Source organism: Lacticaseibacillus huelsenbergensis (assembly GCF_029726355.1).
GTDB classification, from domain to species: Bacteria; Bacillota; Bacilli; order Lactobacillales; family Lactobacillaceae; genus Lacticaseibacillus; species Lacticaseibacillus casei.
Genome location: NZ_CP120687.1, coordinates 2,460,537 through 2,484,717, shown reverse-complemented (window position 1 = coordinate 2,484,717; position 24,181 = coordinate 2,460,537). Strand labels below are relative to the sequence as shown.

22 protein-coding genes and 1 pseudogene are annotated in these 24,181 nt (G+C 46.1%); 10 read left to right on the top strand and 13 right to left on the bottom strand.

The features are described 5' to 3' along the window. Positions 1–179 precede the first annotated feature (179 nt). Positions 180–689 carry a hypothetical protein gene (locus tag LHUE1_RS11510; RefSeq protein WP_049169021.1) on the top strand — a complete coding sequence of 170 codons (510 nt, stop codon included), beginning with the start codon at positions 180–182 and terminating at the stop codon, positions 687–689. Between the two features lie 167 nt (positions 690–856). Here the strand turns inward: LHUE1_RS11510 and LHUE1_RS11505 are convergent, their stop codons facing one another. From LHUE1_RS11505 to LHUE1_RS11485, 5 genes are read right to left on the bottom strand one after another with little or no spacing between them, the layout of a single operon-like run. Next, complete coding sequence (locus tag LHUE1_RS11505) at positions 857–1,510, bottom strand: GNAT family N-acetyltransferase (RefSeq protein WP_049169022.1); 654 nt, start codon at positions 1,508–1,510, stop codon at positions 857–859. Between the two features lie 46 nt (positions 1,511–1,556). Further along, positions 1,557–2,369 carry a DUF2399 domain-containing protein gene (locus LHUE1_RS11500; protein WP_049169023.1) on the bottom strand — a complete coding sequence of 271 codons (813 nt, stop codon included), beginning with the start codon at positions 2,367–2,369 and terminating at the stop codon, positions 1,557–1,559. A 36-nt stretch (positions 2,370–2,405) separates the two neighbouring features. Continuing rightward, positions 2,406–5,528 carry an SbcC/MukB-like Walker B domain-containing protein gene (locus tag LHUE1_RS11495; RefSeq protein WP_049169024.1) on the bottom strand — a complete coding sequence of 1,041 codons (3,123 nt, stop codon included), beginning with the start codon at positions 5,526–5,528 and terminating at the stop codon, positions 2,406–2,408. After that, on the bottom strand, positions 5,525–6,544 hold the full coding sequence (locus tag LHUE1_RS11490; RefSeq protein ID WP_049169025.1) for a hypothetical protein: 1,020 nt from the start codon (positions 6,542–6,544) through the stop codon (positions 5,525–5,527). The genes LHUE1_RS11495 and LHUE1_RS11490 overlap by 4 nt, the downstream gene beginning before the upstream one ends. An 11-nt stretch (positions 6,545–6,555) precedes the next feature. After that, positions 6,556–8,052: a hypothetical protein gene (locus LHUE1_RS11485; RefSeq protein WP_277848258.1), complete on the bottom strand. Its 1,497-nt coding sequence runs from the start codon at positions 8,050–8,052 to the stop codon at positions 6,556–6,558. Positions 8,053–8,250: 198 nt separating this feature from the next. Between LHUE1_RS11485 and LHUE1_RS11480 the strand changes: the two genes are divergently transcribed. The 7 genes and pseudogenes from LHUE1_RS11480 to LHUE1_RS11450 all read left to right on the top strand — a co-directional run bounded on the left by LHUE1_RS11480 (position 8,251) and on the right by LHUE1_RS11450 (position 15,872). Then, positions 8,251–9,141, top strand: coding sequence for an ABC transporter ATP-binding protein (locus LHUE1_RS11480; protein WP_049169027.1), 891 nt, complete (start codon positions 8,251–8,253; stop codon positions 9,139–9,141). Next, a complete protein-coding gene (locus tag LHUE1_RS11475; protein WP_049169028.1) occupies positions 9,138–9,902 on the top strand; it encodes an ABC transporter permease in 765 nt (254 codons plus the stop codon). Before LHUE1_RS11480 ends, LHUE1_RS11475 begins: the two co-directional genes overlap by 4 nt. Before the next feature lie 16 nt (positions 9,903–9,918). Beyond that, a complete protein-coding gene (locus tag LHUE1_RS11470) occupies positions 9,919–11,010 on the top strand; it encodes a sensor histidine kinase (protein ID WP_191978398.1) in 1,092 nt (363 codons plus the stop codon). Continuing rightward, the gene (locus LHUE1_RS11465; protein ID WP_277848257.1) at positions 11,007–11,615 is read left to right on the top strand and encodes a response regulator transcription factor; all 609 of its coding nucleotides are present in this window, start codon (positions 11,007–11,009) and stop codon (positions 11,613–11,615) included. Before LHUE1_RS11470 ends, LHUE1_RS11465 begins: the two co-directional genes overlap by 4 nt. Before the next feature lie 490 nt (positions 11,616–12,105). Next, positions 12,106–12,359, top strand: a pseudogene (locus LHUE1_RS11460) (response regulator transcription factor); the annotation flags it as partial. A 79-nt stretch (positions 12,360–12,438) separates the two neighbouring features. Continuing rightward, a complete protein-coding gene (locus LHUE1_RS11455; RefSeq protein ID WP_241484795.1) occupies positions 12,439–13,644 on the top strand; it encodes a P-loop NTPase family protein in 1,206 nt (401 codons plus the stop codon). Between the two features lie 5 nt (positions 13,645–13,649). After that, positions 13,650–15,872: an AAA domain-containing protein gene (locus tag LHUE1_RS11450; protein ID WP_241484796.1), complete on the top strand. Its 2,223-nt coding sequence runs from the start codon at positions 13,650–13,652 to the stop codon at positions 15,870–15,872. Between the two features lie 282 nt (positions 15,873–16,154). Here LHUE1_RS11450 and LHUE1_RS11445 read toward each other — a convergent pair whose 3' ends face one another. From LHUE1_RS11445 to LHUE1_RS11430, 4 genes are all read right to left on the bottom strand, one after another. Continuing rightward, a complete protein-coding gene (locus LHUE1_RS11445) occupies positions 16,155–16,784 on the bottom strand; it encodes a glutathione S-transferase family protein (RefSeq protein WP_049169031.1) in 630 nt (209 codons plus the stop codon). Between the two features lie 49 nt (positions 16,785–16,833). Beyond that, positions 16,834–17,118 (bottom strand): ArsR/SmtB family transcription factor, encoded by a 285-nt coding sequence (locus tag LHUE1_RS11440; protein ID WP_049169032.1) that lies wholly within the window; start codon positions 17,116–17,118, stop codon positions 16,834–16,836. Positions 17,119–17,261: 143 nt separating this feature from the next. Then, on the bottom strand, positions 17,262–17,579 hold the full coding sequence (locus tag LHUE1_RS11435) for a carboxymuconolactone decarboxylase family protein (protein WP_049169033.1): 318 nt from the start codon (positions 17,577–17,579) through the stop codon (positions 17,262–17,264). Position 17,580: 1 nt separating this feature from the next. Next, a complete protein-coding gene (locus LHUE1_RS11430; RefSeq protein WP_277848256.1) occupies positions 17,581–17,997 on the bottom strand; it encodes a cupin domain-containing protein in 417 nt (138 codons plus the stop codon). A gap of 219 nt (positions 17,998–18,216) precedes the next feature. Here LHUE1_RS11430 and LHUE1_RS11425 point away from each other — a divergent pair, with 219 nt between their 5' ends. Continuing rightward, entirely contained in the window at positions 18,217–19,116 is a 900-nt protein-coding gene (locus LHUE1_RS11425; RefSeq protein WP_049169035.1) for a LysR family transcriptional regulator, read from the top strand. Positions 19,117–19,177: 61 nt separating this feature from the next. Here the strand turns inward: LHUE1_RS11425 and LHUE1_RS11420 are convergent, their stop codons facing one another. Next, entirely contained in the window at positions 19,178–19,507 is a 330-nt protein-coding gene (locus tag LHUE1_RS11420; RefSeq protein ID WP_049169036.1) for a hypothetical protein, read from the bottom strand. Positions 19,508–19,834: 327 nt separating this feature from the next. Between LHUE1_RS11420 and LHUE1_RS11415 the strand changes: the two genes are divergently transcribed. Continuing rightward, positions 19,835–21,475, top strand: coding sequence for a peptide ABC transporter substrate-binding protein (locus LHUE1_RS11415; protein WP_049169037.1), 1,641 nt, complete (start codon positions 19,835–19,837; stop codon positions 21,473–21,475). Positions 21,476–21,528: 53 nt separating this feature from the next. On the opposite strand, the gene LHUE1_RS11410 is transcribed toward LHUE1_RS11415, so the two are convergent. The 3 genes from LHUE1_RS11410 to pnuC all read right to left on the bottom strand — a co-directional run bounded on the left by LHUE1_RS11410 (position 21,529) and on the right by pnuC (position 24,162). Continuing rightward, the gene (locus tag LHUE1_RS11410; protein ID WP_049169038.1) at positions 21,529–22,341 is read right to left on the bottom strand and encodes a PHP domain-containing protein; all 813 of its coding nucleotides are present in this window, start codon (positions 22,339–22,341) and stop codon (positions 21,529–21,531) included. A 281-nt stretch (positions 22,342–22,622) separates the two neighbouring features. After that, positions 22,623–23,351, bottom strand: a complete 729-nt coding sequence (locus tag LHUE1_RS11405) for a deoxynucleoside kinase (RefSeq protein ID WP_049169039.1) — start codon at positions 23,349–23,351, stop codon at positions 22,623–22,625. A 79-nt stretch (positions 23,352–23,430) separates the two neighbouring features. Further along, positions 23,431–24,162 (bottom strand): nicotinamide riboside transporter PnuC, encoded by a 732-nt coding sequence (gene pnuC / locus LHUE1_RS11400; protein WP_010488807.1) that lies wholly within the window; start codon positions 24,160–24,162, stop codon positions 23,431–23,433. Positions 24,163–24,181 lie beyond the last annotated feature (19 nt).

Sequence of the window (24,181 nt, the reverse complement as noted above, 5' to 3'; positions counted from 1 at the left end):
GAGTGCTGTTAACATCCTCCCCCAATCTTAACCGACCATCATTTATAAGTTTTTGTGTTAACAATAGATTTTGCTAAAAGCTTCATTTCCGTTAACATAGATAGCAAAATTTTTAAATAGATAATCGAATATTGGCTGTGAAATGTTGTGCCAATAACGCTAATCATTGGGGTAATAGCATGCTTATTCGAACCGTGCAACGTCGTTCTTTTATCAAACAACCGGGTAACACACTAACCACTCCGCGTTCTCGCGAGGTTTGGCACGAGCCCGATCTTAGCAATTTCCGGGAACCTTATGAATGGATGCGTCATCAGTTTGAGCTTCGTCGAATGCCGCTAAATCCTGATAACGCGTTACTCTGGGGCTGGATTCATCCGCTTCACGATGAGGTCCAATATCGGGGCTTGAATGATCGGCGTGCTGCGTCAGTTCAGTTAATCGTCGATATTCCCAGCCAACTTGTTCTAGCAAGCGATTTTGATGCGTGGCATATTCCTCTTGGCCATGGCAATTTTTCCGACGATCTTTCTGGTAATGATCATGACTGGGAAAAGTTATTCGATGAACACTGGCTTTTAACGAACGGCTGGGAACCGCAAAGTAAAAATGCTTACGTGCAGTGTGTTTTTCCATATATCAAACGGGAATGGATTCGGAACATTAAGTATTTTCGCGGCATTTATTAATGACAATTTCAAATTTTGAATCATAGAAGGTGACACGGTGTCACTTCTCTTGCAAGATAGCTAAAAATGCCAGCACACTTGTAAATAAGCGTACTGACACAACAATCACCGTTTCAGAAACTTTTTAAAGAACTTCAATCTTTTTTGTAAATTTAAAGCAAAGCCGATCAAAGCTCCAAAATATAGACATTTTCAGTGACAACTTTGTGAACATCTGTCAACTGTTTGATGTTTTCAGACTTACCGACATAATATGTCTCCATGTCCTGCCCATATGCAATCTCCTGATCATGTTCATCGTAAACAGCTACCTGCTTATCATCGGTGACACGAAAATGTGTCCATTCCGGTACATGATTCTTGGAACTGTGACCATGAACAATGGATGCCCGATAGCAAAGTTTGGCGCCAATCGTTTGGTACAAGCCATTGGCAGCATCATCATCAAGCGTATAAATCAGTAAAATACCACCGCGCATCTTTAATCGGCTGCGCAATTGCTTCAGCAAGGCTTTAGCAATTCCAACACGTTGATAATCAGGATGCACCGCAATCGTATCAAGTGTGGTCAGGACTGTTCCTTCATGAAGACCATAAGATGCCGCTTTTGCCTGGCCTTGATTCAAAAAGATAGCCTCGGCAATACCAATAACTTGTTGATCCTTAATTGCCACAAGTGAAACACCTGTGGCATCCGAAACATTTTCCTTTTCGGCAGTAATCTCGTCCTGAAACGAACTACGCATATATGCCAGTGCGCGACAACGCAACCAGCTTTCCAGCATTTCCGATTGATAATTTTTAATTGTGTATGCGACCATCGTTTCCCCTATTTGTAAGCATCTTCCATCAATCAATCCCGGTACCTTACTTTCCCGCGTCAAGCCACTGCCCAATCCGCTTTTCATAAATCCCCATCAACTGCTCTTGCTCAACAAACTTCCCGAATAGCCTGATCGTTGTCATCTCAGCCTGATAGACAGGCATCACGACCTTTAATTGTCTGGTGCGATGCGGATCTTTTTTACCCATATCGGCCAGCCAGATGCGAACATCTTTAGGTGTCTGTAAGGCCGCCACGTCTTTTGCAGCGGTCTGTTTTAGCAATCGCGCGAATTGATCGGCCATTTGAACGCCTTTGCTGTCGAGATCGCCTAAATAGGCATAACGCATGCCGCGGTCTTCGAGGCGCTGAATAAGCTGAACATAAACATCATTGAAGTCATTGCCGGATTGCAAAATTAATGGCCAGTCCGGATATTCCTGATTCAGCAATGCGAAGACGCCATTGTTTTCGATCACCACCGCCCGCGTGTTTTTCAGCGGAAAGTCGAGCATTGGTTTGAGCTGCCAGGGATTCAATGTCAGCGGCTGAGGCAGGTCAGTCGCAAAAATATTAGCCGAGGTAAACGCCATTCCGATGAGGCGTGCCGTCAGTTCATTGACCTGGCCGGACTGAAAGCAATGGGTCATGACCCAGCGATAATAGGCAAAAAGCGGCGGATCTTCGTGCGGATCGTTCAAGGTATGCGCGGTTAATCCCAGCGCGACTGCCTGTTGTCCGCGAGGCGGCAAGGCTTTCCCGCGCGCAATTTGATCAAACAGTTGATCCAGTTGCGCAGCTTTTTCCGGTGCTGCTTGTCCTGTCTGGCTTTCAAAAGCATCGCTGTAACGACTCATCCTTGCTATCCCCCTCTTACCTAACTAATCCATGACTCAATCATTATCGGTGTCCTTTTTCCAAATAAAGTTCTGCTGAACGCGATTTAAATGGAAGCGGCCGTCGCCTTGCTGCGGTGACGCCATGACGTCCCACACAATGTTGTCAACGCCGTCTGCCAAAAGCTTGTTTTGCGCCCCGCTTGGCATCGTAGCAATAAAGCTGAAGCCAAAATTAACAATCGTTTTGGCAAAAGACTTAGCTGTTTCCGGATCGAGTTTATCGGCAAACTCGTCAAACATGACCAAATGCGGTGCATCGGCACGATTCGACCGTTGCAAAACCATTTTCGGCACCAGCAAGAGTGGTAATACCATCGCCTGCGCCTTTTCCGCGCCTGAACCGCCGGACTGGACAAATTTATCGTCAACGACTTCAAAATCGTTTTCGCCGCTTTGACGCCGCCGAATCAGTACCTCAAAATCGGACCATTCGCGCGTATCGAGCAACTCCCGCGCAGCAGCAAAGAACGCCTCATCATCATTCGAAACCTCGGTGTTGTTGGCAAGTTGATCAAGGCGCTGCTTCACCAATGCCTCAAGGTGTGGCCGCTGTTGACGCTGCGGATCACAGGCTTCTTCGATGGCTTCCGGTGCGATCCCTTTGATCGGCGTCAAGCGAACTTTCAATTTGATATGTTGATGACCGGCTCCAGCGGCAAGAATCTGGTTGTAGGTCGTGATGACGTTGTACTGCGCACTGATCGCTGCCGTTGCCGCCTGGACAAAGGTCGTATAAGCCATGTCATTGCCGCTTTGTTCTTCAGCTAAAGCTTTCTCCACCGCGGCATGATCATCATCTAAAAGTTTCAATGCTTTGTTAACGTCAAACGCCACCACGGTCAAGCCATTGTCTGCGACTGAACGCTGTTGGCGCATTGCACTTGCCTCGGCAGGAAAACCCCGATCGGCAAAAAGCGCATCAAGCGCATTTTGATCCTCGCCGTGACCATCGTGGCGATGAATCAGGTTGCCAATCTGCGCGCTGATATCGCTATAACTGCTGCTGCGAATTTTAGCGCGATTGCTCGTGGCAAAGGCCAACAGCTCATCCATGTCAGTAAGGTGAACGCCCTCTGGAAAATACGGCCTCAACGTTTTAAGCTTTCCTGCAGCATCCGCCGCCTCTTTGGCTAATTGCGCCGTGTCTGTTTTAATCGTACCAGTCAAAGTACTGATGACCCCTTGTCTGGTGGCGATTTCGGTTTCCACGCTTTGCAACTGTTGGGTTAACTTTCTTTGCTTATTGACCGCCGCAGCCAAACGTTTCGGCAGTTCCGGATCAATTTTCAATGCCGCTTGTTCGGCCTTCAGTCGCGCGATGGTTTGCGCCAGTTCATCCGCGTCAAAGCCAGGATCTAAAGTATCTAATAGCGTATCCAGTTTGCCCTGATGCGCTTTTTGCTCGCTTTCATTAGCAGTTAACAGCGATTGTATGCGAAGCAAAGTCTGCACCAGCGGTTTGAGCTGTTTGCGCAGATCCTTCAACTGAGACAAAATCGTTGGATCTTTCAAAATCACAGTCAAATCCGGCTGTTTTTTCAGGATCGCTGACTGTTGGTCACGCAATAGCTGATATTGCGTGTTCATTTGCGCCGCGCCAGCTTCATGAATAGTGCGGTTATCTTCCTGCAAACCATCATGAACTCGGCCGCTACCAAACCCCTGGACTCGCGTATCAATCGCGGTTCCCATTTTGGCTTGCATCTGCTTGGTAATACCCACATCGGCGCTGAGGCGATTGATGGTCTCCTCTATCCCATCGTACTGAACTTTTGCCGCTGACACTTGATGAATATAATGCCCAAGTTCTGCTTCAATCTCCTGCCAGTCATCGGCCTGCATCACCTGGGAAAAGTTGTTCAAGGTGCTTGTCAAAGCGAGTAGTTTGACTCTGATCGGGGAAAGATTGGTTTGTGTGTGATCGGCCAATTGTTGTTTAATCCGGTCATGTTTGATGGCCAAGGTTGCCAGCTGCTGCTGTAATGTTGCGACTTTTTGCTGTGTCTTCCGATAATCGTCTAATACGCGTTGGTTGCCCTCAATTTGCTCCTCATATTGCGCCCGGCGCTTAATCAGCTGATCCTGCTTGGCTTTTTCGTTGCGCAACTGCTCAACCTGCTCCGTTATTTCCGTTACTGCTTGATTTAAATCAGCCAATTGTGCGGAATAAGCCTGTACTTCCTGCTGCGTATGGGTCAATTTTTCCTGGTTGGCGGAATTGCGGGCAAACCGTTGGCTATACGGCGTCAATAAAATCTCTTGAAGATGATTCAGGTTATGCCAAAAAATCCGCGACTTCATTTGCTTCAATCGCCGCTGGCCTTCGCTGATTCGTTTTAACAGTCCGCGATACGTATTCACCTGCCGCTGACTGTCAGCGACTCGGCGAATCACCATATCATCGATACCTTCCTGGGCGTCTTTTAATGCCGCAAGAATCGGTGCGAACTTTTCATTGCCGGACGTTAACGTTGGCGAGGCTAATAAGCGATAGGCATTTGCTAGACGGCCTAGCACTTTGCCGTCGCTGAAGCCATAAATCCGCGTTGCCGCAAATTCTCGATAATCTTCCGGCCTATCAAATACATGCAGTTGGTCACCCAGTCCCGCATTCGCAGCTTTAAACTGATTTTTGTCCAGACTTTTCCCTTCAGCATCCGTTGTGTGAAGCTCTAACGCATCAGTCGGGTTCGGCGCGATGACAATAAACCACCAAGTTGGCTTGCGCGGATCATCTTGCACCCGCGTCGCACCAAGACCTAAGATAACTTGACGCTGATCCGAGCGCATCAAAACATAACTATAACCTGTCCGCACTTTCATAGCGCCCGGACCCCAGCCGAGCAACATTGATTCAAAAGTCCGCGTATCCCGACTGCTATTGCGGACACTCGCACTTTGCGAAACTTTCTCCGTGTTCTTTGCCGGGTTAAACGATGGCGTCGTAATGGCACCATCAATCAGCATTGGAAAGAAACAGTTGGCAAGCGTCGTTTTGCCGACCGCATTTTCGCCGATCAAGGTCAGATTGCCATTTTCGGCCGCTTGCATGTCCAACTTGGCGTACTTATTAAAATTACGCAAATGATAACTGACTGGCACTAATTGTTGCGTCAAGATTTAGCTCCTTCTTTGCTTTCTTCATCCTGCGTCACCGCAAACCGCGCCACAATCGGCGTTGGCACCCAGTAATCATCCTGAGCACGCATTAAATCATTTTCAAGTAAGGCGGCCTTTACCTGACTCGGTTGAATCGTGAAGCCTGGAAAAAGTTCGGCCGTCACGGTTTTGATTAAGCCAGTCAAGTCAGCGGCGGCCACGCCCGACCCCAGTTGATGGGCGACAACTAACGCAGCGAGGTAAGGCTTGGCAACGCTGGGCTGCCGCTGTTGATCCAGCAATAACGCGTACTGATCCCCGACTTCCAGGACGAAACGGCCGCCTCGGGTCCACTGTTCGGCAATGGCTTCTTTATGGGCCACAAGAACCGGCCAAAGCTGCGGCATGGTTTTGGGACTCATGAATTGTTCCGTCAACAACACCCGATTAACCTTTTGAACCTCGCTCAAAACCGGTTGCGTTTGGTCATTTTTCAGAAAATCGACCAGGTTCTGGGCAAATTCGTTAAAGTTGGGATGAATCTCCCAGTAATCATCGATTTCGGCAGGAACATTTTCTGTGCCTTCCTCAAGCCGATCCGGCGTGAACAGCCCAAAACGCTTCACAAAGAGTGCATCAATGCAACGCAGTAATTCGCGTTCGTCAAGCTCGGTCACTTCGCTGTGCACCTGACGGACGATTTTTTGCGTCGGAATGGCACGATCCTCCAAATTGCTCTGTAATTCCGGTTCATTGATGATCGTTTTCACGGTTGCCAAAAGCACATGCACAACTTCTGGCGAAAGTTCTTCCTTACCGATCATGAGGAAAAGATTTTCTTGAAAATTCTCCGGCGTTGCACCGAACATATTTTTGAAATAGTAACTAAGCTTTTGCTGCACGGACGGTTTTTTAAGTTCACTAATAGCAGCGCGACTGATTTGGGTCGCAGCGGGTAATGGCGTTGTGGTAAACACGCCATGATCCAGCAATTCATTGATGGCAAGCTGGTCTAACTTGGTAATTCTGGCCATAAGCGTCCTCCTCAAGCAAACGTAAACTTAAAACCGCACGGCAACACGACCGCATAATCTTCTCCGGCCACCTGCAATTGCAGTGGCGGCGTGTTCGGTAAGGCATCCACTGCTTTGGCGGGACGGCCGAACGGGGCAAAGCCATTCAGATCTTCGTGATAAGTCGCCGCAAACAACTTGATAATCTCATCCCGCGCTGTGACAGTCTGCAACGTCAAATCGTGATCCACCCGACCGTGACGATCATCCACCATCAACGTTTGGCGAAATTCGCGTAACCCTGCCACCTGCGCCTGTTCGGTGGGTGCATCATCGGTGACATCCGGATTATCGGTCTCGCTGGCTGGCTGCTTGCGGGTCGGATTCGCTAAGTAGCTGACCGGTCCCATTGTTGAGGCATCAAGCAAATCGCTGGGATCTTCTACCTCGCGATCCGCCGGCAAGTGCCGTGGTACCTGCGCTGGAATATGAAGCTGTTGATAGTGTGCCAGCAAGCCATCTAACTTTTTGGAGAGCGCCTTGATGTCAATGGTTTGGCGCTTGGCATGTTTAAACTCCTGGCTTAACAAGTGAACAATGCCCAATAACGTGTTAAACACTAAATAAATCGAATCCAGACTGCTGTCAATCGCTGTGGCAGTCGGACTCATACTGAGTGCTAATCTGGTCATCTGCGCCTGCGCCCATTGTTTGGCCCGCTGCAGCCGCATTACCAGCATATCCTCGCGACCAACAACCTTAGCCGCATTCATATCATCGCTGCCTTGTAAGGAGTGAGCAATCTGATCTACAAAAGTTGGATCATTAACTAAACCCTGAATGCGTGAGGCTTGATTCAGCACCTCTCGATAAGCAGGGATCGCCTGATGACGCAGCATCTGCTGCAAATGACTGGCCGCCTGGCTACCGTGATTGAAGGCAATATCATTTGCCAATTCATCAAGATCATCCTCAAGTTTATGGATGCCCTTCATCACATCATCAAAAGCATCCAGCATATTTTTAAAATCGTTATAAAGCTGAGTATCTGCGGCTGAGCGCACAGGTGCACTCAATTTTTTCACCAAATCGACATATTCTTGAATACGATTCGTGTTAGCAGTAATGGTTGTTTCAGCATCGATGACTTTTTGCATCATTTTCAAATATTCGCTGCCACTGCTGGTAATCCGATAAACATAAGATTGGATAATATGGTAGCTGCCATTGTGCATGCGAGCACGCACTTTTCGCGGATTCATCTCGACCAAACCGGCTTGTGTGACCAGCACATCAAGCACTTTCTTCAAAACATCATCAGCAATCGGCGTTTCGCCGCCGCTTGTATCCAGATAATCGTTGTTATATTTTCGTGCCAGGTAACTTAACGTAATGGGTTCACTACTACTGCCAGCATCACGGTAAAGAATCGTCAACACAAACCAACCGGCAAGCGGATGATGCACGCTCAAACCTAATTGGGTTGCCAATAATAACTGCCGCAAAGGTGCTGATAAGGCTGCTGCCATAAGCTGGTCCCTTTCTATTTCCATACCATTGTCTGATGCCTTCCATTATACAAGAAGAATGCCTCGCACAATAGCGCCCCCATTTAGCATGCTGTCAGCCTTTTCGCAATACATGACATTTGTCACACCACATTCATGACATTCGCGACTACTACCCCATCCCCCGACCACGTAGTATCAGTAGTGGAGGTGGACAACATGACCACAATCATTCAAACAGAACATCTAAAATTCAACTATGACAAGAAACAGGTTTTAAAAGACATTAACTTAACCGTCCATGCCGGCGAAATCATCGGTTTGATCGGTGTCAACGGCGCTGGTAAAACAACGCTACTGAACATTTTGCTAGGGCTTTTATCGGGAAAAGGCGCCGTCAGCGTTTTTGACAAAAAGCCCGGTAACCCCAATAGCAAGGCCCGAATTGGCTCGATGCTTCAAGGCGACATGATCATCCCCGGCATTACTGTCGGCGATATGTTAAAACTTGCCGCTGAACAGACTGAGCATGCGCTTGACCCAGACAGCTTGCTTGCCGATCTGAACCTGACGCAACTCAAGACCCAGCGTCTCGGTAATCTCTCCGGCGGCCAACTGCGCCGTGTCACCTTTGCCGTTGCGTTAATCGGCCAACCTTATCTGCTGTTCCTAGACGAACCGACTGTCGGCATGGACGCGAATGCCCGAAAAGCTTTTTGGGATCAAGTTGAACAACTGCGACAACAAGGCAAGACCATCGTTATCACTAGTCACTACCTCGAAGAAATTCAGCAAATTGCCGATCGCTTATTGATCTTGCAAAATGGCCGCTTTACGTTCGATGGCACCTTACAACAGCTTCAAAAACAACATCTGGGCGCCACAATTACTTGTGAAACTGATCTGCAACCAGCCATTTTTAGCGGACTGGCTGATGTCGATCACGTCCACAGCATGGGCGACAAACTGGTCATTCACAGCCGCAACGGTGATCAGACGCTGAAAGCACTCGTTCCAATGCTTGATCGTTTGCATCAAATTAGCTTGAATCGCGAATCACTTGAAGACATTTTCCTACAGTTAACGAAACAGGAGGTTCCACAATCATGAAAACATTCTTAGCTCAAGTGGCCTTTGACGGCAAGCGCCTGGTGCTCCGCAACTTTTCGTTTATTTTCTTCTCGCTCCTAATGCCAGCAGGATTCTATCTGCTTTATACCAAAGTCATGATCAGTGGCTCTGCTGTTGAAATTAAACAATTTAATATTAGTTATATGGATCAAATGATTGTCTTTAGCATTCTCCTCGAAGCTCTTTTCAGCATTGCATCTATCTTGAAACGCGATCGCGACAAAGGATTCACGACATTTTTAAGACTATCGCCAAAAGGCATGGTCCCCTATTACGTCTCAATCACTTTTTGGATGTTGATGATGAGCTTGCTTTCGGTGATTGTCTTAGGCGGCATTGCGATTGGCGTTAACAATGTCAGCCTTGATGCTAGTCAGTGGTTAGGCTTCCTTGGCATTATTTTGGTCGGTCAATTACCTATCCTGATGATTGGCATTGCGTTGTCTCATATTCGGCGTGAAGAAATGCTCAGCTTGGCCAGTAACTTACTCACTTTTCCCATGGCCATTATCAGCGGCTTATGGTGGCCGATCAGCCTGCTGCCGAAGTGGTTACAAACCATCGGCAAGGAGACGCCGACTTACTTCGTGAATAATCTCTTAAATCAGGTGACCTCACGTGCTACAGTAGACTTAACAAATCTAGTTGGGATTGCCGTCTGGTTTGTGCTCGGCAGTTTGCTGGTGGTTGTCATGACAAAACATGAACAACGGAAGGGCGTGGCTTTGGGTGAAGCATAATCTTCGGTCATGGTTAATGAATCTTGAATGGACCAGCTATATTTGGCTGGTCTATTTGCCGTATATCATGGCTCAATATGTTCCGACAAAATCGGTCACTGACTGGATTTGGCTCGGCTTGGGCGTGGTGTTTCTGGTCGTCTACATTTTGGTTAACGAAATCGACCGGTGGCTACCCGTCACCATTCCGCTGGAGCTGGCGATCACCGGTTTATTTGCCATCTTCGCCTTCAATGATTACATGATTATTTATCCCGGTTGGCAAGTATCCTTTATTTTAGCTAGGTACCCACGAAAATATTTTCACTGGTTCGCCACAGCTTTTTACCTCATTATTCTCGTGGGTCTATGGCGCGCCAATCTGGTTCATCCGGGTACTTTAAACATCTCAAATGGTAACTTGCTCAATCTTGTTTTCCCGCTTGTCTCCCCAATCTTTGCCTATACTGCCTCACGCTCCATTATCCGCCAACGCCAACTTCGGCAAACAAATCGGCGTCTGCAGGCCATCGTTCGTCGTGGTGAACGCGAACGGATTGCGCGCGACTTGCACGACACCCTCGGCCAAAGCTTTTCGATGATGACCCTTAAGGCTGAGCTCGCCAAAAAACTACTGGACAAGGCACCTGAGCGCGTCGGACCGGAACTGGACGACATTGCTCAAACCAGTCGTCACGATTTGCAACTGGTCCGCTCGATCGTCAATGACCTGCACCAACAGTCGCTAAGTGAGATGATGTTAACGCAAGGGAAAAATCTTGCGGAAGCCAATGTGGTTTTGCTGACGGACGGCGAAAATGCCGCCACCGAGTGGCCAACCAAGGTACAGATTCACCTAAGTCCGGTCATTTCCGAAGCCATTACGAATGTGATACGCCATGCGCATGCCCATCAAGTTGAGATAACTTTCGAACAAACGCCAAGCGCCTATATCGTCAACATTCAAGATGACGGCCGATCCAAAAATAATTATGCTCGTGCTGGATCAAATGGTATCAGCGGCATGCAGCAAAGAATGAATGACGTGAACGGTACCTTTACAATCACCCACACTCGACAAGGTACCCTTGTCACACTGACACTACCAAAGGAGCAACAAGTCTCATGATTACGTTATATCTTGCGGAAGATCAAAGCATGTTAAACTCGGCACTCACCCAGCTACTGGACTTAGAGGATGATTTGCATGTATTGGGAAGTTCCGGAGATGGTGCAACGGCATGGCAAGATATTCAACAGCTCAAGCCCGATGTTGCCATTTTAGACATTGAAATGCCTAAACTAACCGGCCTTGATGTCGCTGATAAAATTCATGAGAGTGACTTGCCAACGAAAGTCATTATTTTGACCACCTTTGCGCAAAAGGCCTATTTCGAGCGCGCTGTTGCTGCTAAAGTGAACGGTTATCTTTTAAAAGACAGTCCAAGCGACGACTTAATCGCAGTCATTCGTAAAGTGATGACTGGGCAAACAATTTACGCGCCAGAGTTGGTGACAAACATGGTCACGGCCGAAAGCAATCCCCTCACCGATCGTGAACTGGCAGTTTTGGCGGAGGTTGCTAGCGGGTTGTCGTCTAAACAAATCGCGGCATCTTTGTTTCTGTCTGAAGGGACGGTGCGTAACTATCTATCGGCCATTTTTAGCAAGCTCGGGGTACATAATCGGATTGAGGCGGTGGAGGTGGCTAAGCGGAATAAGTGGTTGGCTTAGGGTTGCTGTCATCGCAACAAATGTTGAAGATGCGGACAGGTATTATGGTATATTATTAGACAAGAAGGAGAGAGCTCCCGCGATGAAAGTCAAAGTGCAAATGTAAGGTACACATGAGATTGCTAGTGCATTCGCTCTCTTCCTACAAAATACATTTTGCGAGTTGACTCAAGACTTGCTTTTTTACATTTTATAAATATCTTTAACCGCCACATATTCTTCTCATGTTTTAGAAAACACACTATGTTGCGGTCGCAGTCCATGTGACTGCGCGAATTGAAATCCTGTCTGATTGATTTGCTCCTTGTGCTTTCAACGTCGCAGTCCGCGTGACTGCGTGAATTGAAGTCTGAGACACGCTGGAAACAATTTTGAGATAGCTGAGTCGTAGTTTTCATGGTTACCTCAGTTGAACTTAAAATTAAACAGCATCACCCCATTCTCCTGAACGTAGACTGGGGTGATGCTGTTTAATTTTTAATATTCTCGAAACATGATCACTGCCGAAAGCAACCCCCTCACCGACCGCGAACTGACAGTTTTGGCTGAGGTGACTAGTGGCTTACCCTCTAAACAAATCGCTGAGGTCTTTTTTGGTCTGAAGGGACGGTGCGCAATTATCTCTCCACCATTCTTAGCAAGCTTGGGATGCACAATCGGATTAAGGCGGTGGAGATAATAAGTGGTTGGCGTAGACGGTGTAATCTAATTCTCACACTTTGGCCAAAAAACAAGGTATACTAGTTTCCAAAATAGCATTGCTAAAAAATTTTGAACAGAGTACTTTTGCGCGTCATTTTATGTGCATCGTGGGGGAGATTAAATGATTGATAGAAAAAAGCTAGCAAACTACTACCTTGAAAGTTTGCGTCAGAGCGTGCTAATAAGTGGTAATGCTGCTAAAAGTCCTCATCTCGATATTGCTTACGAGGAATTCCGTGAAGGACATGTTGCTGCAAGCAAGATGAACTCACTCAACGCCAGTATTGTGAAGAAACTTAAAACGCAAGATTCGCTGGATATTCTCATCACACCAGTTGTTATTCCAGTCTATAATCGGGTTATCTTCCCCATTATTATTCCTGCCACCATAAATGCTAGTGGGCAATTGGAACACGAGGAGTATGCAACACCTTGGATCCCACGTGATCTTATGTCTCCAGTTATTGAAGACTCAACCGTGTCCTCCCTTTACCGGCCAATTGCGGATGTTAGCCAGTATTTTGAGGGGATCAAAGGAGGGGCATTCAACGATTTGTCGTGGACAGATTATGTCAAGCAAACGGAGATACTGTTCAAAGACTTAACTGGAAAACGAATATCAGATTTTAACACCTTGGAATATACCAGTGGCCAACAATTTCACGCATCAATGCCCAAAATATGTCGTATTAATCTTGGTGGCCAGATAACTGGCATGTCATTCTGGATTCAAAGGCTTTATCAAGTCATTATTGAGACTAAAAGATCACTGCCATTGCTAGATTCATTGAACCCGGAAATTTCTTCCGATCAAAAGGACGTTTCACTGTCAAAAAGTGAAATTCAAACGCATTATTCGCATCATTTAGGTCAGATGACGCCGAAGTATGGCATCACGGCCACCCAACGCGATGCTCTAGCCTATTTTGATGCAACATCAGACGGCAAAACTCTTGCAGTCAGCGGTCCTCCTGGCACGGGAAAAACGACACTCATTCAAAGTGTTGTAGCGACTGAGTGGATTAAAGCAGCAGTCAAGCAAACTATGCCCCCAATTTGTGTCGCTTCTTCAGTTAATAATCAAGCCGTAACAAACATTATCCGCAGTTTTAAGTCCAATACTTCAGATGATTCAAATTTAGACAGCTTTTATCTTCCCAACACGTCAACGTACCAAGGCGCTAGGTCAAACAAAGCCATATTAGCTTCTCATTGGTTACCAAAACATAACACGACACGTATGGTCTTTATCTCGTTTCCGCCGACAAGCTTGCGGAGAGTAGCAAAGAATTTGCGGCCATTTCTCGAAATAATACTGACTACCTAGATCAGATGATTCAAGCTGACTATCTAGAACAAGCGAAGGAAGAGTTTCTTAATAAGTTCTCCACTGTATTTCCTAACCACCGCCATTCCTTAAAACAAAGTCAAAGTAGCCTTCATAAACTTCTTCAAGAAGTTGTCGAGGATATACAAACAATTGCAAGCGGGCAATATGTTGACAACGATTCAAAAATAATTACCTTGACAACGACGCTTAGTTCACTGGAAAAAGAATTGGCTAGCAGCAACAATAGGTTGACGGCCGCTGAAAAGTTCTTGGCAGACTGGCTTGATTATGATAATCAACAATCAGGTGTGCTTGATTATCTCCCGCTCATAGGTCCGCGGCGCAAGGCTGAAAGAAAAGCATCTTATTTGCATTTGAAAGGTAAACCGGCAAATTCTAATCCGGAAACTGAATTGGACGAGGAAAGGAAAACAAATGAACGGGTCAAAGCACAGATTGATGATGCACAATCTAAATTAGATGCCATTAACACAGCGAAGACGACATTTATGCAAGCTTGTCAACGCTATAATATTGACTCAGATTCAGTTAACGGACAGATCGATACTAAGTTGCGGTACTTAGCATTTCTTTTAGCGACCCATTATTGGGAGGCAACATGGTTACTGAATGTTGTTCAGCCGAAATCAGAAACTCAGCCAAACGATAGCTTTTCCAAATTACGCCAGCAATGGCAATTACGAGCTATGTTAACACCTTGCTTCGTTGGTACGTTTTATCAAGTTGATGCTTTCTTCATGGACCAAAAAACACCTTTGTTCAACGCCATTGACCTTTTAATTGCTGACGAATCAGGACAAGTAAGCCCTGAGCTAGCCGTTGCCAGCCTAGCACTTGCCAAAAGATTCCTCGCGGTTGGTGACACGAAACAAATCCAACCCATCTGGAGCATCCAAGAAAATGTTGATGAGGCAAATATGAGAAACCTCGGTGGGTTCACTGAGTCGGAAGCAAAGGTTATGAAGGATAATGGTTTTACAGTCTCAACAGGAGATTTAATGACACTTGCTCAGAATCAAAGTGCCTTTACTGGAGACTCAGAGTCAGATAGTGGTCTACTACTGCGCGAACATTTCCGTTGCTTGCCACAGATTATGAACTACTTTAATTCACTCGCCTATAACGGTAGACTTATTTCAATGCGCAAAGAACCGGCAGCAACAACTGAAGTCCATTTGCCACAAATGGGCTATGCCCACCTCTTTGGTCACGCCACTTCAAGAAACGGCAGTCGATACAATCAGCGCGAAGCAGATGCTATCGCCTCTTGGTTAAGTGAACGGAAAAACAAGCTGCTTTCCTTGTATAACGAGCACGATCAGTTATTGGGGAAAACTGTCGCAATCATTACCCCCTTTAAGGAACAAACAATAGAAATCAAAAAAGCACTGACCCGTCAACACTTGGATGAAGAGGAAATCATTGTCGGAACAGTTCATGCTCTGCAAGGAGCGGAACGTCGCATTATTATTTTCTCCCCTGTATATGATACAGCGAGCAATTCTTTCTTTTTTGATCGTGGCGTTAACATGCTAAATGTGGCAGTATCAAGAGCCAAGGATAGCTTTCTATATTTTGGAAATACAGATATTTTATCAACTAACGGGACAGCACCATCATCTCAACTTGCACGCCAGCTATTCGCACATGAAGAGAATGAATTGCGGGGTGCATCATATTTTAAAGCCTCGGAAGTCACAACGCGACTGATTGGCGCTGATAAGCATGATAACTGGTTGATTCAGCACTTGTTACGCGCTTCAAGACAGGTCGATATAAACTCTCCTTATATTTCCGGCCGATCCATTAAACAAGGTGCAAAACCTTTGCTTGCGGCTATAAAAAGGGCCACAGAACAAGGTGTTCAAGTTAACATCTACTCGAGTCGTGGAATGTATAATAAAAACAGCCCACATTATATTGATCAAATGGACAACTTTAATTTGGGTGTCGCTTTCCTCCAAGAGTCTGGGGCAACTGTCGTTGATTCGCCATTTCGAGTTCACTCCAAGCAAGTTGTGATCGATGGTCATATTTTAGTGGATGGGTCCTTCAACTGGTTTTCAGCTGTCCGAGATGAATCAAGTCAATATTATAATACTGATACTTCAACAGTAGTTGATGATGCAAGGTTAGTTAAGGAGTTTGCATTACCTTTCATGCTAGAAAGCAATGTTGAAAAGCGTGTCAGCAAAATGAATTGATACAGGTATTAAATGCAAACAAGAAACTAGGAACGATTATCTTAATTTTTGAGGATAATCGCTCCTAGTTTTTTGTTTAAATCATTCGTTCTACGACTTCCTAATACCAGACAAGAATTCAGAAGAATTCACAACATCGGAAAAACCTCAAACCATTTAGAATTCAATACTTTATAAAGATAGATGATCTGATCATATCTCGGATCGGTTCCCAAAAACACTCAAACTTATACCGCAATGCCGCTAAACAACTAACAGGTTTCAAAATAGCTTTATCCATTTTTATACATCCGTGACGCTATGCGGCTTCCCCTCAACTCTAAGAACCTCCTGCACACTAGGCCGCTCACGCATTGATTCGTCAAACGCCTGTAAATTCTGCAACCCATCAAACGAAAAGCCTAGCCGCCGCATCCAGTTAGTCATGACGAATAGATACGGATCCGCCATCGAAAACCGTTTACCCATCAACCATGGCCCCTGAAGACGTTCCTCAACATACTGCAATCGCGGTACCACACGCTGCCACACCAACTTTTTTGAATCCGCAGTATTCGGCAGCCAATTACCACGGCGAAATGGTGATATAAAATTTTTGTGCAATTCGGTCGCAATATAATTTAACCACATGCGTTCCTGCCAGTAAGCCATACTCTCCTCTGAGCTGCGATAATCACTCTTAGCTTTTAAGGCTATAAACTCCAATATCACAGCGCATTCAGTCAAATATTTTGTCGGCGAAATTTGCAACGTTGGCACATATGACTTGGAATTAATTTGATTATAATCGCCGCCTCGCCAAGTTTTGCGATCCAAGTTGACCTTTTCTGTCTCAAAATCTAGACCAGCATCTGTCAATAAAATATGCGGCGCCATTGCACTGGTGCCTGATGCGTAAAATAACCTAAGCATATTGTGCATCTCCCTTTATTCGATGAATATCGAACTAACAGACAAAAAATTAAAGTGTCGCCAGAAAGCCTGGTAAAAACCGATCAAAAGTTGCCTCGTTGATAGATAAATACTTGGTTTGGGCTACTTGGCGTGTATGTGTTAACCCCGCTAATCGCATGGCGCGAAAATGATACGAGACCGTTGATTTACTTAAATTAAGCTGCGCACTAACCTCCGAGCACGTCAGCTCTCGTCCCGCGTGGTAAAGTATCCGCAAAATCTCAATGCGATGCGGTTCACCAAGGACTTTAAAAATGTTTGCAATTTTCTCGTCTTTTTGTTCGATATCCATAGAACTAGCGTAGTTCTTCTGAATTCCGATGACAACCCCATTCACAGAAAAAAGGCAAAGCCTCAGTCGCTCACGGCCACCAAGTCTTTGCCAATTTTTAGCTGATAAAATCCATTGTTTTAGTCAATCGCGCGCCAATCTAATCATTCCCCATAGACTTCCTTTGCCAGAGCAAACGCAGACCAAGCTTTTGGCCACCCTGCATAAAAGGCTAGATGGGTAATTTCAGCAACCACTTCTTTCTTGGTGATGCCATGCTCCTTGCCCATCCGCAGATGTGCTTTTAGTTGCGGAAAATCGCCGCTAGTCATGAGGCACGCAATCGTAATGAGACTACGATCGCGCACAGATAGTTCATCTTCTTTTGACCAGACTTCGCCGAACAACACGTCATCATTAAGAGCCGCAAACTGTGGTGCAAATTCACCCAATTGTTTGCGTCCGGCTGTTTGTTTCACCATGCTACTTTACCTCCCGTAGTTGTGCATAAGCTTGATCAGAGACTGGCTCTAACCATTCACTGGTCCCTTTGGTAATTGCCACGTGACTAAACCAACTATCTTTAGCCGCCCCATGCCAGTGTTTGACGCCTTCGTGTATCGTGACGACATCGCCTGGACGTAATAAGCGTGCAGGTTCACCGGCCGCTTGGTACCAACCTTCACCACTCGTAACTAATAAGATTTGAAAGCCATTGTGATGAATATGCCAGTTATTCCGGCATCCGGGTTCAAAAGTCACATTGGACACGTACACGTCAACGCCATCGGACGCATTTGCTAAACTTTTCAGATAACTTTTTCCAGTAAAATATTGTTGATACGCGCTATTAACCGCACCTAATCCAAAAATGCCTGCTTGTTGATCTTTATCGTTCATTGCTTGTGCCTTCTTATGTTTTCTTCCATTATCGGTCAGACGTTTAAAAATGTATAATGCTTATATAACATGTTACGTTATGTGTTTTTTCTATATTTAAAATTAACATGCGTTCACCAACCGAAAAGACAAAATCTCAAACGAAACAATCTGTCCCGATTCATCTCGTCTGAAGTTTTGTTTCCATCCGGGCAGATCGTTTCATTAGGGGGCTTCTCAGTGGAATTAAGAACTTTGCGTTACCTCGTGGCCATTGCGGACGCGGGCACCATCACAGCCGCAGCCAATAAGATTCACATTTCTCAACCCGCCTTGTCCAGACAAATGCAAGAACTTGAAGCCGAGCTTGGCACCAAACTCTTTCAGCGCAAGCGCCGGGCGATCAGTCTAACGGCAAATGGTACCTATTTGGTCAATCGTGCGCGCCAGATTCTTAATCTTACAGAAACTGCAATTACCGATATCACGGATGAAAATATCATCGGTGGCAATTTGGCAATCGGTCTGGGCGAATCCCATCTCAACCGCACCGTCCTGCGCGCCGTTAAACAACTGTTAGTCGCATACCCAAGCATCCAGCTGCAACTTTATAGCGGTAATGCCGACGAAATTATGGAACGACTTGATCAAGGTTTGTTGGACTTTGGCGTTGTGATTGATCCAACTGACACTTACAAATATGCTTTTAGCAAAATTAACGGCGAAAATCTTTGGGGGTTACTTATACCAACTAATGATCCCTTGGCTAGTTTGCCTGGTATCTCCGCCCCTCAGATAAGCGGGTACCCACTCATTGTTTCAGAAAGACAATCGGTCGTAGAAATGTTGCAAAAATGGGCCGGTCATCATTTTTCCGAAAGCCAAATTGTCGCTCGTTACAATTTAATCTATAATGCTGGATTACTTGCAGAGGCGGGATTGGGTTACGTAGTCGGCATCAGTCGGCTCCTGAACCAAGAAGAAATGTCATTAAAGTTTGTGCCCTTTTCGCCTAAGCTTGCGACACAAATGGCGCTCATTTGGACAAAAAATACGCCACTATCAAAAGTAGCAGAAAAGTTTTTGACGTTTTTCCAGCAAGTAAATGAACAAACATCATCAAAAAAACCGTCGCATTAGCAACGGCTCTCCTGAATTCTTGATTTTTTCAATGATTGTGGAATGAAAGAATCTTCTGGAATTATTGAGTTTTTTCAACAATATCCTTCTTAGCCGCATTATAGCCCTTGATAAAATCGGCAACTTCATGCATCCGATTGCCCGAGACAAGGTTCCCAAAATCAATCGCAGCTTCGGGGTAATTTCGAAAACTAAATCCATGGTCGTGATCGGTCATCGCTTGCTGGTAACCCATGTCAAAATCACTGTCATCATCTGCATGTCCACTCGTTGTGGCGGCGGCTTGATAATCCTCCGTCCACTGTTTATATTCATTTGCCGATGCATCGTACTTACCGGCCTCGTAATTTTTCTTAACGTAATCGTGTAGTGACTGTAGTTTTTTAATCATCTTTACCATTCCCTTCTCACTGCTGTTAATCTTACCAATGTTTTCCAAATCGCTGATATGTAGGCTTATTTGGTTTTACGTTGTCATAAGTTTTCCAAACAACAATCCGTATTAACACCAAGGTTTACCCTCTAATCTGATTACGATTTATTTTATATTAACATTAGTTTCCATCTAAGATATCCGCCATTAGTCTGAAATCTTGATATGAGAAATCCTGACTCAAGTTTGAACCAGCCTATGGTTCCCGTCCATCAAGATAAAACGCTTGCTTTTTGTAAGTATCTTGTTATCCTAAAAGCAGTTTACGAAATGGAGGGGCTCGCTTTGAAAACGCAACAAAAATGGCTCGTGATGATGACCGCTGCACTGACTCTGGTTCTGGCTGCATGCGGCCAGTCATCAGCTAAAACCAGTTCTAGTGCGAGCAAGCAGCAGGTCTGGCACCGAATGGAATCGGATGTTTTACAAACGCTCGACCCTAGCAAAGCATCCGAAGGCGTCTCTGGGCAAGCGATCATTGACACCATGAATGGCCTTTATAAGTATGAAGGACATGATTTACAACCGGCGATGGCAACGAAAATCGTCAAGCCAACCAATAATGGGCTAACCTATACGTTTAAACTGCGAAATGCAAAATGGAGCGATGGCTCGCCGGTGACCGCTCAGGATTTTGTTTTCGCATGGCAGCGCACGGTTAACCCAGCCACGAAATCATCGCAGGCCAACATGTATTCTGGCATTCAAAACGCCGATGACATTCGCGCTGGAAAGAAACCTGCGTCAACGTTGGGCGTCAAGGCGCTTAACGACAAAACACTGGAAGTTACCTTGGAACATCCCATCCCATATTTCAATAGTCTATTGAACAACGTCGCCTTTTTCCCGCAACCGGCCAAACAGGTTCAAAAATGGGGCGACAAATACGGCACCAAGTCTGCTTACACGCTTTCCAATGGCGCCTTTAAATCTAAGGACTGGAGCGGAACCGGCGATAAATGGGTGGAAGTCAAGAATAACCAGTATTGGAATAAAAAGAACGTTCACCTGACGCAAATCGATGTTCAGGTTGTCAAAGACAGCAATACCGCGCTTGACCTTTATCATACCGGCAAACTGGATGATGCCACGTTAACCGGTCAGCTCGCTGCTCAGCAAAAAGGTAAAACTGGGTATGTTGCCAACAAGCGGGCGCGCACTTACTTTTTGGAGTTGAATGAAAATAAGGTGCCGGCTTTTAAGAACACTAAAATTCGCCAAGCAATTTCAATGGCGATCAACCGTGATTCTTTTGTCAAAAATGTGCTCGCTGACGGCTCGATCGTTGCCCGCGGTATTACGCCTGCCGACCTCAGCCAGTTGCCAAATAGCTCGACAGATTTCGCAACCGCCGTCGCTAAAGGCACTAAAGCTGTCACGTCTTACGACAAGAAAAAGGCCCAAACACTTTGGGAACAAGGGTTGAAGGAAACCGGCCTCAAGAGCGTCAGTGTTGAATTGCTCGGTGATGATGTTGATGCGGTTAAAGCTACACAAGAGTATCTTCAGGGAACGTTACAGGAAAATCTGCCGGGGCTTAAAATTAGTATCGCCAGTGTGCCGGCCAAAAATCGCCAACAACGCGCGTCAGACCGCAATTTTGATATGGTTCTGAGTACGTGGGGTGCCGATTATCCCGATCCCAACACGTATCTGGATCTTTTCACTAGCACGAGTGAGTACAACCACGGTCAATGGCAAAACAGCGACTATGATAAGCTCATGACCAAGGCCAACACAACTGATGCGAATGATCCGACAGCGCGGTTCAAAGACATGACGCAAGCCGAACAACTGTTAGTCAATCAGGCCGGCGCCATTCCGCTTTATCAGCTCGTCGCCGCCCGGATGGTAAATCCGAAAATGCACGATCTCAAAACCAGTCCCGGGAACAGTTTTAACTTTGTCTATGCCTATTTGAAGTAAACCAAAAGCCGACTCCGATGCGCGAGCCGGCTTTTTAGTGTTTTCATTATTGATCAATACGCATTATCTGCGTCAATCACTGGCGGTTCGATAGGCACCATGGTTCGCTTGTGATGGCGATAAGTGGCGATCTCTTTGACGCCATGACGTTTGAGCATGGCCAACGCCTGCGCAAAATTAGCCTCATAGTGCGGACCTTCGTGTGCATCGCTGCCGATTGTAAACAAATGTCCACCTGCCGCTTGATACCAGGTGATGGCCAGATCATACAAGGACGCATTGTGCCACTTATACATGGACTTTGTGTTTAGTTCCAACGCTAGGTCGTGATCCACGGCAATCGCAAAAATCTGATCAAGTGCCGCTTTTCCCCACGCTTCTAACTGCTCCGGCGTTATTTCAAACTGCCGCACGCCATAATCAAAATGCGCCAACACGTCAGCATCATGAAAGCGTTGGATACCAGTTAACATGCGTGAAAAATAGTCCGTCAACACTTGCTTGGGTGGTAGTGTTGCGATCTGCGTATCCAAATAATCATGTTTGCCATCATGATGAAAGCTCAACAACGTAAGATCAAAGTCATGATGCGCCAAATAGTCGCGCAGACGGGGTTCGGCTGGGGCAAAATAGCCGGCCTCAATACCCAGCAGCAACTCATTATGATAATTCGTGGCAAGGGCTGCTTGAGTCCGTACCATCCCGGCATAATCCGGTAGATCATCGCGTCCGCCATCGTCAGGATTATCGAATTCCAGATGTTCAGTGGTCACAACCGGCGCCTTGGTTTGCGCCAGATAATCGCGCAATTGAGCTTCAGAGTCAAATGAGTATAAAGTGTGCATGTGTTGATCGTAAATCGCCACGAAAAATTGCCTCCTCCAAAAAAGTCACGCTGTGCAGATAATGACGCTCCGTTTGATTTAATGTCATCGTTTCATTAAGCATAGCATAAAAGCTACGCAACAACGGTAACTGGCGACAATCGGCGGGCAAGTTCTAGCAAAAGCGCGGGCATCTTCACTCAAGTCCTCCAAGGCAGCAGACAAACCGGCGATACAAAAAAGGCTTTCAGCAACCTACCCGAACTCGAGTCAGCGTACCGAAGACCATTGTTAATATCGTAATTGTTAAAGCCAACGATCGATCAAGCAAATTTCGAGATCGGGCCGGCTGCGTGCTTGGCTTGTAAGGCGTCAAATTCTTTAGGCGACAGCTTACCCAAATCAACTAACTTGGTTTCAATTTGATCAAGCACTGTGGCGCGATCAGCCGCGGAATGGATAAAATCATAGCGATCGCGATCCACCGTAATCATGGACGATCGAGTGTAACCTTTAGCCCACTCTTGATACGCGGTGTTCACCCGCCGATAATAATCCACCAACTCCGGTTTTTGGCGAATATCTTCCATATCTCGACCGCGATTTTGGATCTCATCAAGCTCGTGGTCTGGATCGATTTTCAGATAAACTGCCAAATCCGGCATACCGTTCCACGGACTACCGTTGACGTTGCTTTGCATCTCCTGTGACAGCGTGACATAAACATTGTAATCGACATCATCGATTTCACCATGCTTATGTAACTGTGACGCCATCACAAAGTCGGACTCAAGCGATGAATCCATAATGGCATTTTCCTGGGTAACGGCTTTTTTTAATTGCTGATAACGGAAGGTTAGAAAAGCAATCTGCAACATGGCACCTGTGCGCTTGCGACTGTCCGCCCCGGCGCCATAAAATTTCTGCAACATATTGGCAATCATGCCGTTGCCTTCAACATCTTCATAATACGCAGGGGCTTCCATATCTTCTGACAAAACTTTTGTCAATGAAGTTTTTCCTGCACCAATACTACCCAGAATGTAGATCACAAATCTCGCTCCTCAATTATCCGAATTAAAATGATGACAACAAATCAAAACATTACCACAACGGCTACCAAAACACCACTTAAAGTGCCTTTAACCCAAGTTGCTTGCGGCCGCGATTGAACCATGGGCTGACCGTGAAAGCAAGAATATCATTAATGACGTAAATACTGGAATTGATGGCCATCGCCAGGCTGGCATCGCCTTGGGCAAATGTGACCGCCCACAAAATCAGCTGCGCAATGCCGCTGAACAACCACCAGAAGTATTGATTGTTGTAACGCAAGAAGCAAACAATGCCGCCTGTCAACGAAATCGCGAAGGCCATGCCATCGTAAATCGGGCGTGGATCATTGGTGTACTGGCCGATTAAGTAAGCACTGACAGCCCAGACAACCAGCGTAAAGCCAATCGAGAGCACCCACTTTTGCAAGTTGAAGGTCTTCAAATGATTCTTGGTATCGTCATTCCAGGTCCGCACACTGATCAACACTGGCAGATCAAGGGTGATGACATAGGCAACCTGTTCAAACATCGAAAGATAATTGCGGGCGGTGAACCCGACAAAAATAAAGCACGCGGCACTCAAAAGACCTAGCCAGCCATTAACGGCTTTGGTCGCGTTGATGGCCAAGACACAAAGAACGCCAAGTGTGGTGCCGATGAAGGTAATCACTGTTACTGCCGTTATTTTGGCATCCACCAGCGTCATGAGCTGACAGCCAAAAGCAAACCAAAACAAATAATAATTTTGTTGCGGCCATCCCTTTAACTGATGCAGCAACCAACTAAAATAATTCCCAGACGTTTGCACGAAACAAGACCCCTTTAAG

Coding starts and splice junctions, on each gene's coding strand:
- LHUE1_RS11420 (WP_049169036.1), bottom strand. CDS start 19,507: ATGATTAAAAAACTACAGTCACTACACGATTACGTTAAGAAAAATTAC.
- LHUE1_RS11455 (WP_241484795.1), top strand. CDS start 12,439: ATGATTGATAGAAAAAAGCTAGCAAACTACTACCTTGAAAGTTTGCGT.
- LHUE1_RS11450 (WP_241484796.1), top strand. CDS start 13,650: ATGATTCAAGCTGACTATCTAGAACAAGCGAAGGAAGAGTTTCTTAAT.
- LHUE1_RS11465 (WP_277848257.1), top strand. CDS start 11,007: ATGATTACGTTATATCTTGCGGAAGATCAAAGCATGTTAAACTCGGCA.
- LHUE1_RS11435 (WP_049169033.1), bottom strand. CDS start 17,579: ATGGTGAAACAAACAGCCGGACGCAAACAATTGGGTGAATTTGCACCA.
- LHUE1_RS11445 (WP_049169031.1), bottom strand. CDS start 16,784: ATGCTTAGGTTATTTTACGCATCAGGCACCAGTGCAATGGCGCCGCAT.
- LHUE1_RS11470 (WP_191978398.1), top strand. CDS start 9,919: ATGAATCTTGAATGGACCAGCTATATTTGGCTGGTCTATTTGCCGTAT.
- LHUE1_RS11490 (WP_049169025.1), bottom strand. CDS start 6,544: ATGGCCAGAATTACCAAGTTAGACCAGCTTGCCATCAATGAATTGCTG.
- LHUE1_RS11485 (WP_277848258.1), bottom strand. CDS start 8,052: ATGGCAGCAGCCTTATCAGCACCTTTGCGGCAGTTATTATTGGCAACC.
- LHUE1_RS11440 (WP_049169032.1), bottom strand. CDS start 17,118: ATGGATATCGAACAAAAAGACGAGAAAATTGCAAACATTTTTAAAGTC.
- LHUE1_RS11475 (WP_049169028.1), top strand. CDS start 9,138: ATGAAAACATTCTTAGCTCAAGTGGCCTTTGACGGCAAGCGCCTGGTG.
- LHUE1_RS11500 (WP_049169023.1), bottom strand. CDS start 2,369: ATGAGTCGTTACAGCGATGCTTTTGAAAGCCAGACAGGACAAGCAGCA.
- LHUE1_RS11510 (WP_049169021.1), top strand. CDS start 180: ATGCTTATTCGAACCGTGCAACGTCGTTCTTTTATCAAACAACCGGGT.
- LHUE1_RS11505 (WP_049169022.1), bottom strand. CDS start 1,510: ATGGTCGCATACACAATTAAAAATTATCAATCGGAAATGCTGGAAAGC.
- LHUE1_RS11430 (WP_277848256.1), bottom strand. CDS start 17,997: ATGAACGATAAAGATCAACAAGCAGGCATTTTTGGATTAGGTGCGGTT.
- LHUE1_RS11480 (WP_049169027.1), top strand. CDS start 8,251: ATGACCACAATCATTCAAACAGAACATCTAAAATTCAACTATGACAAG.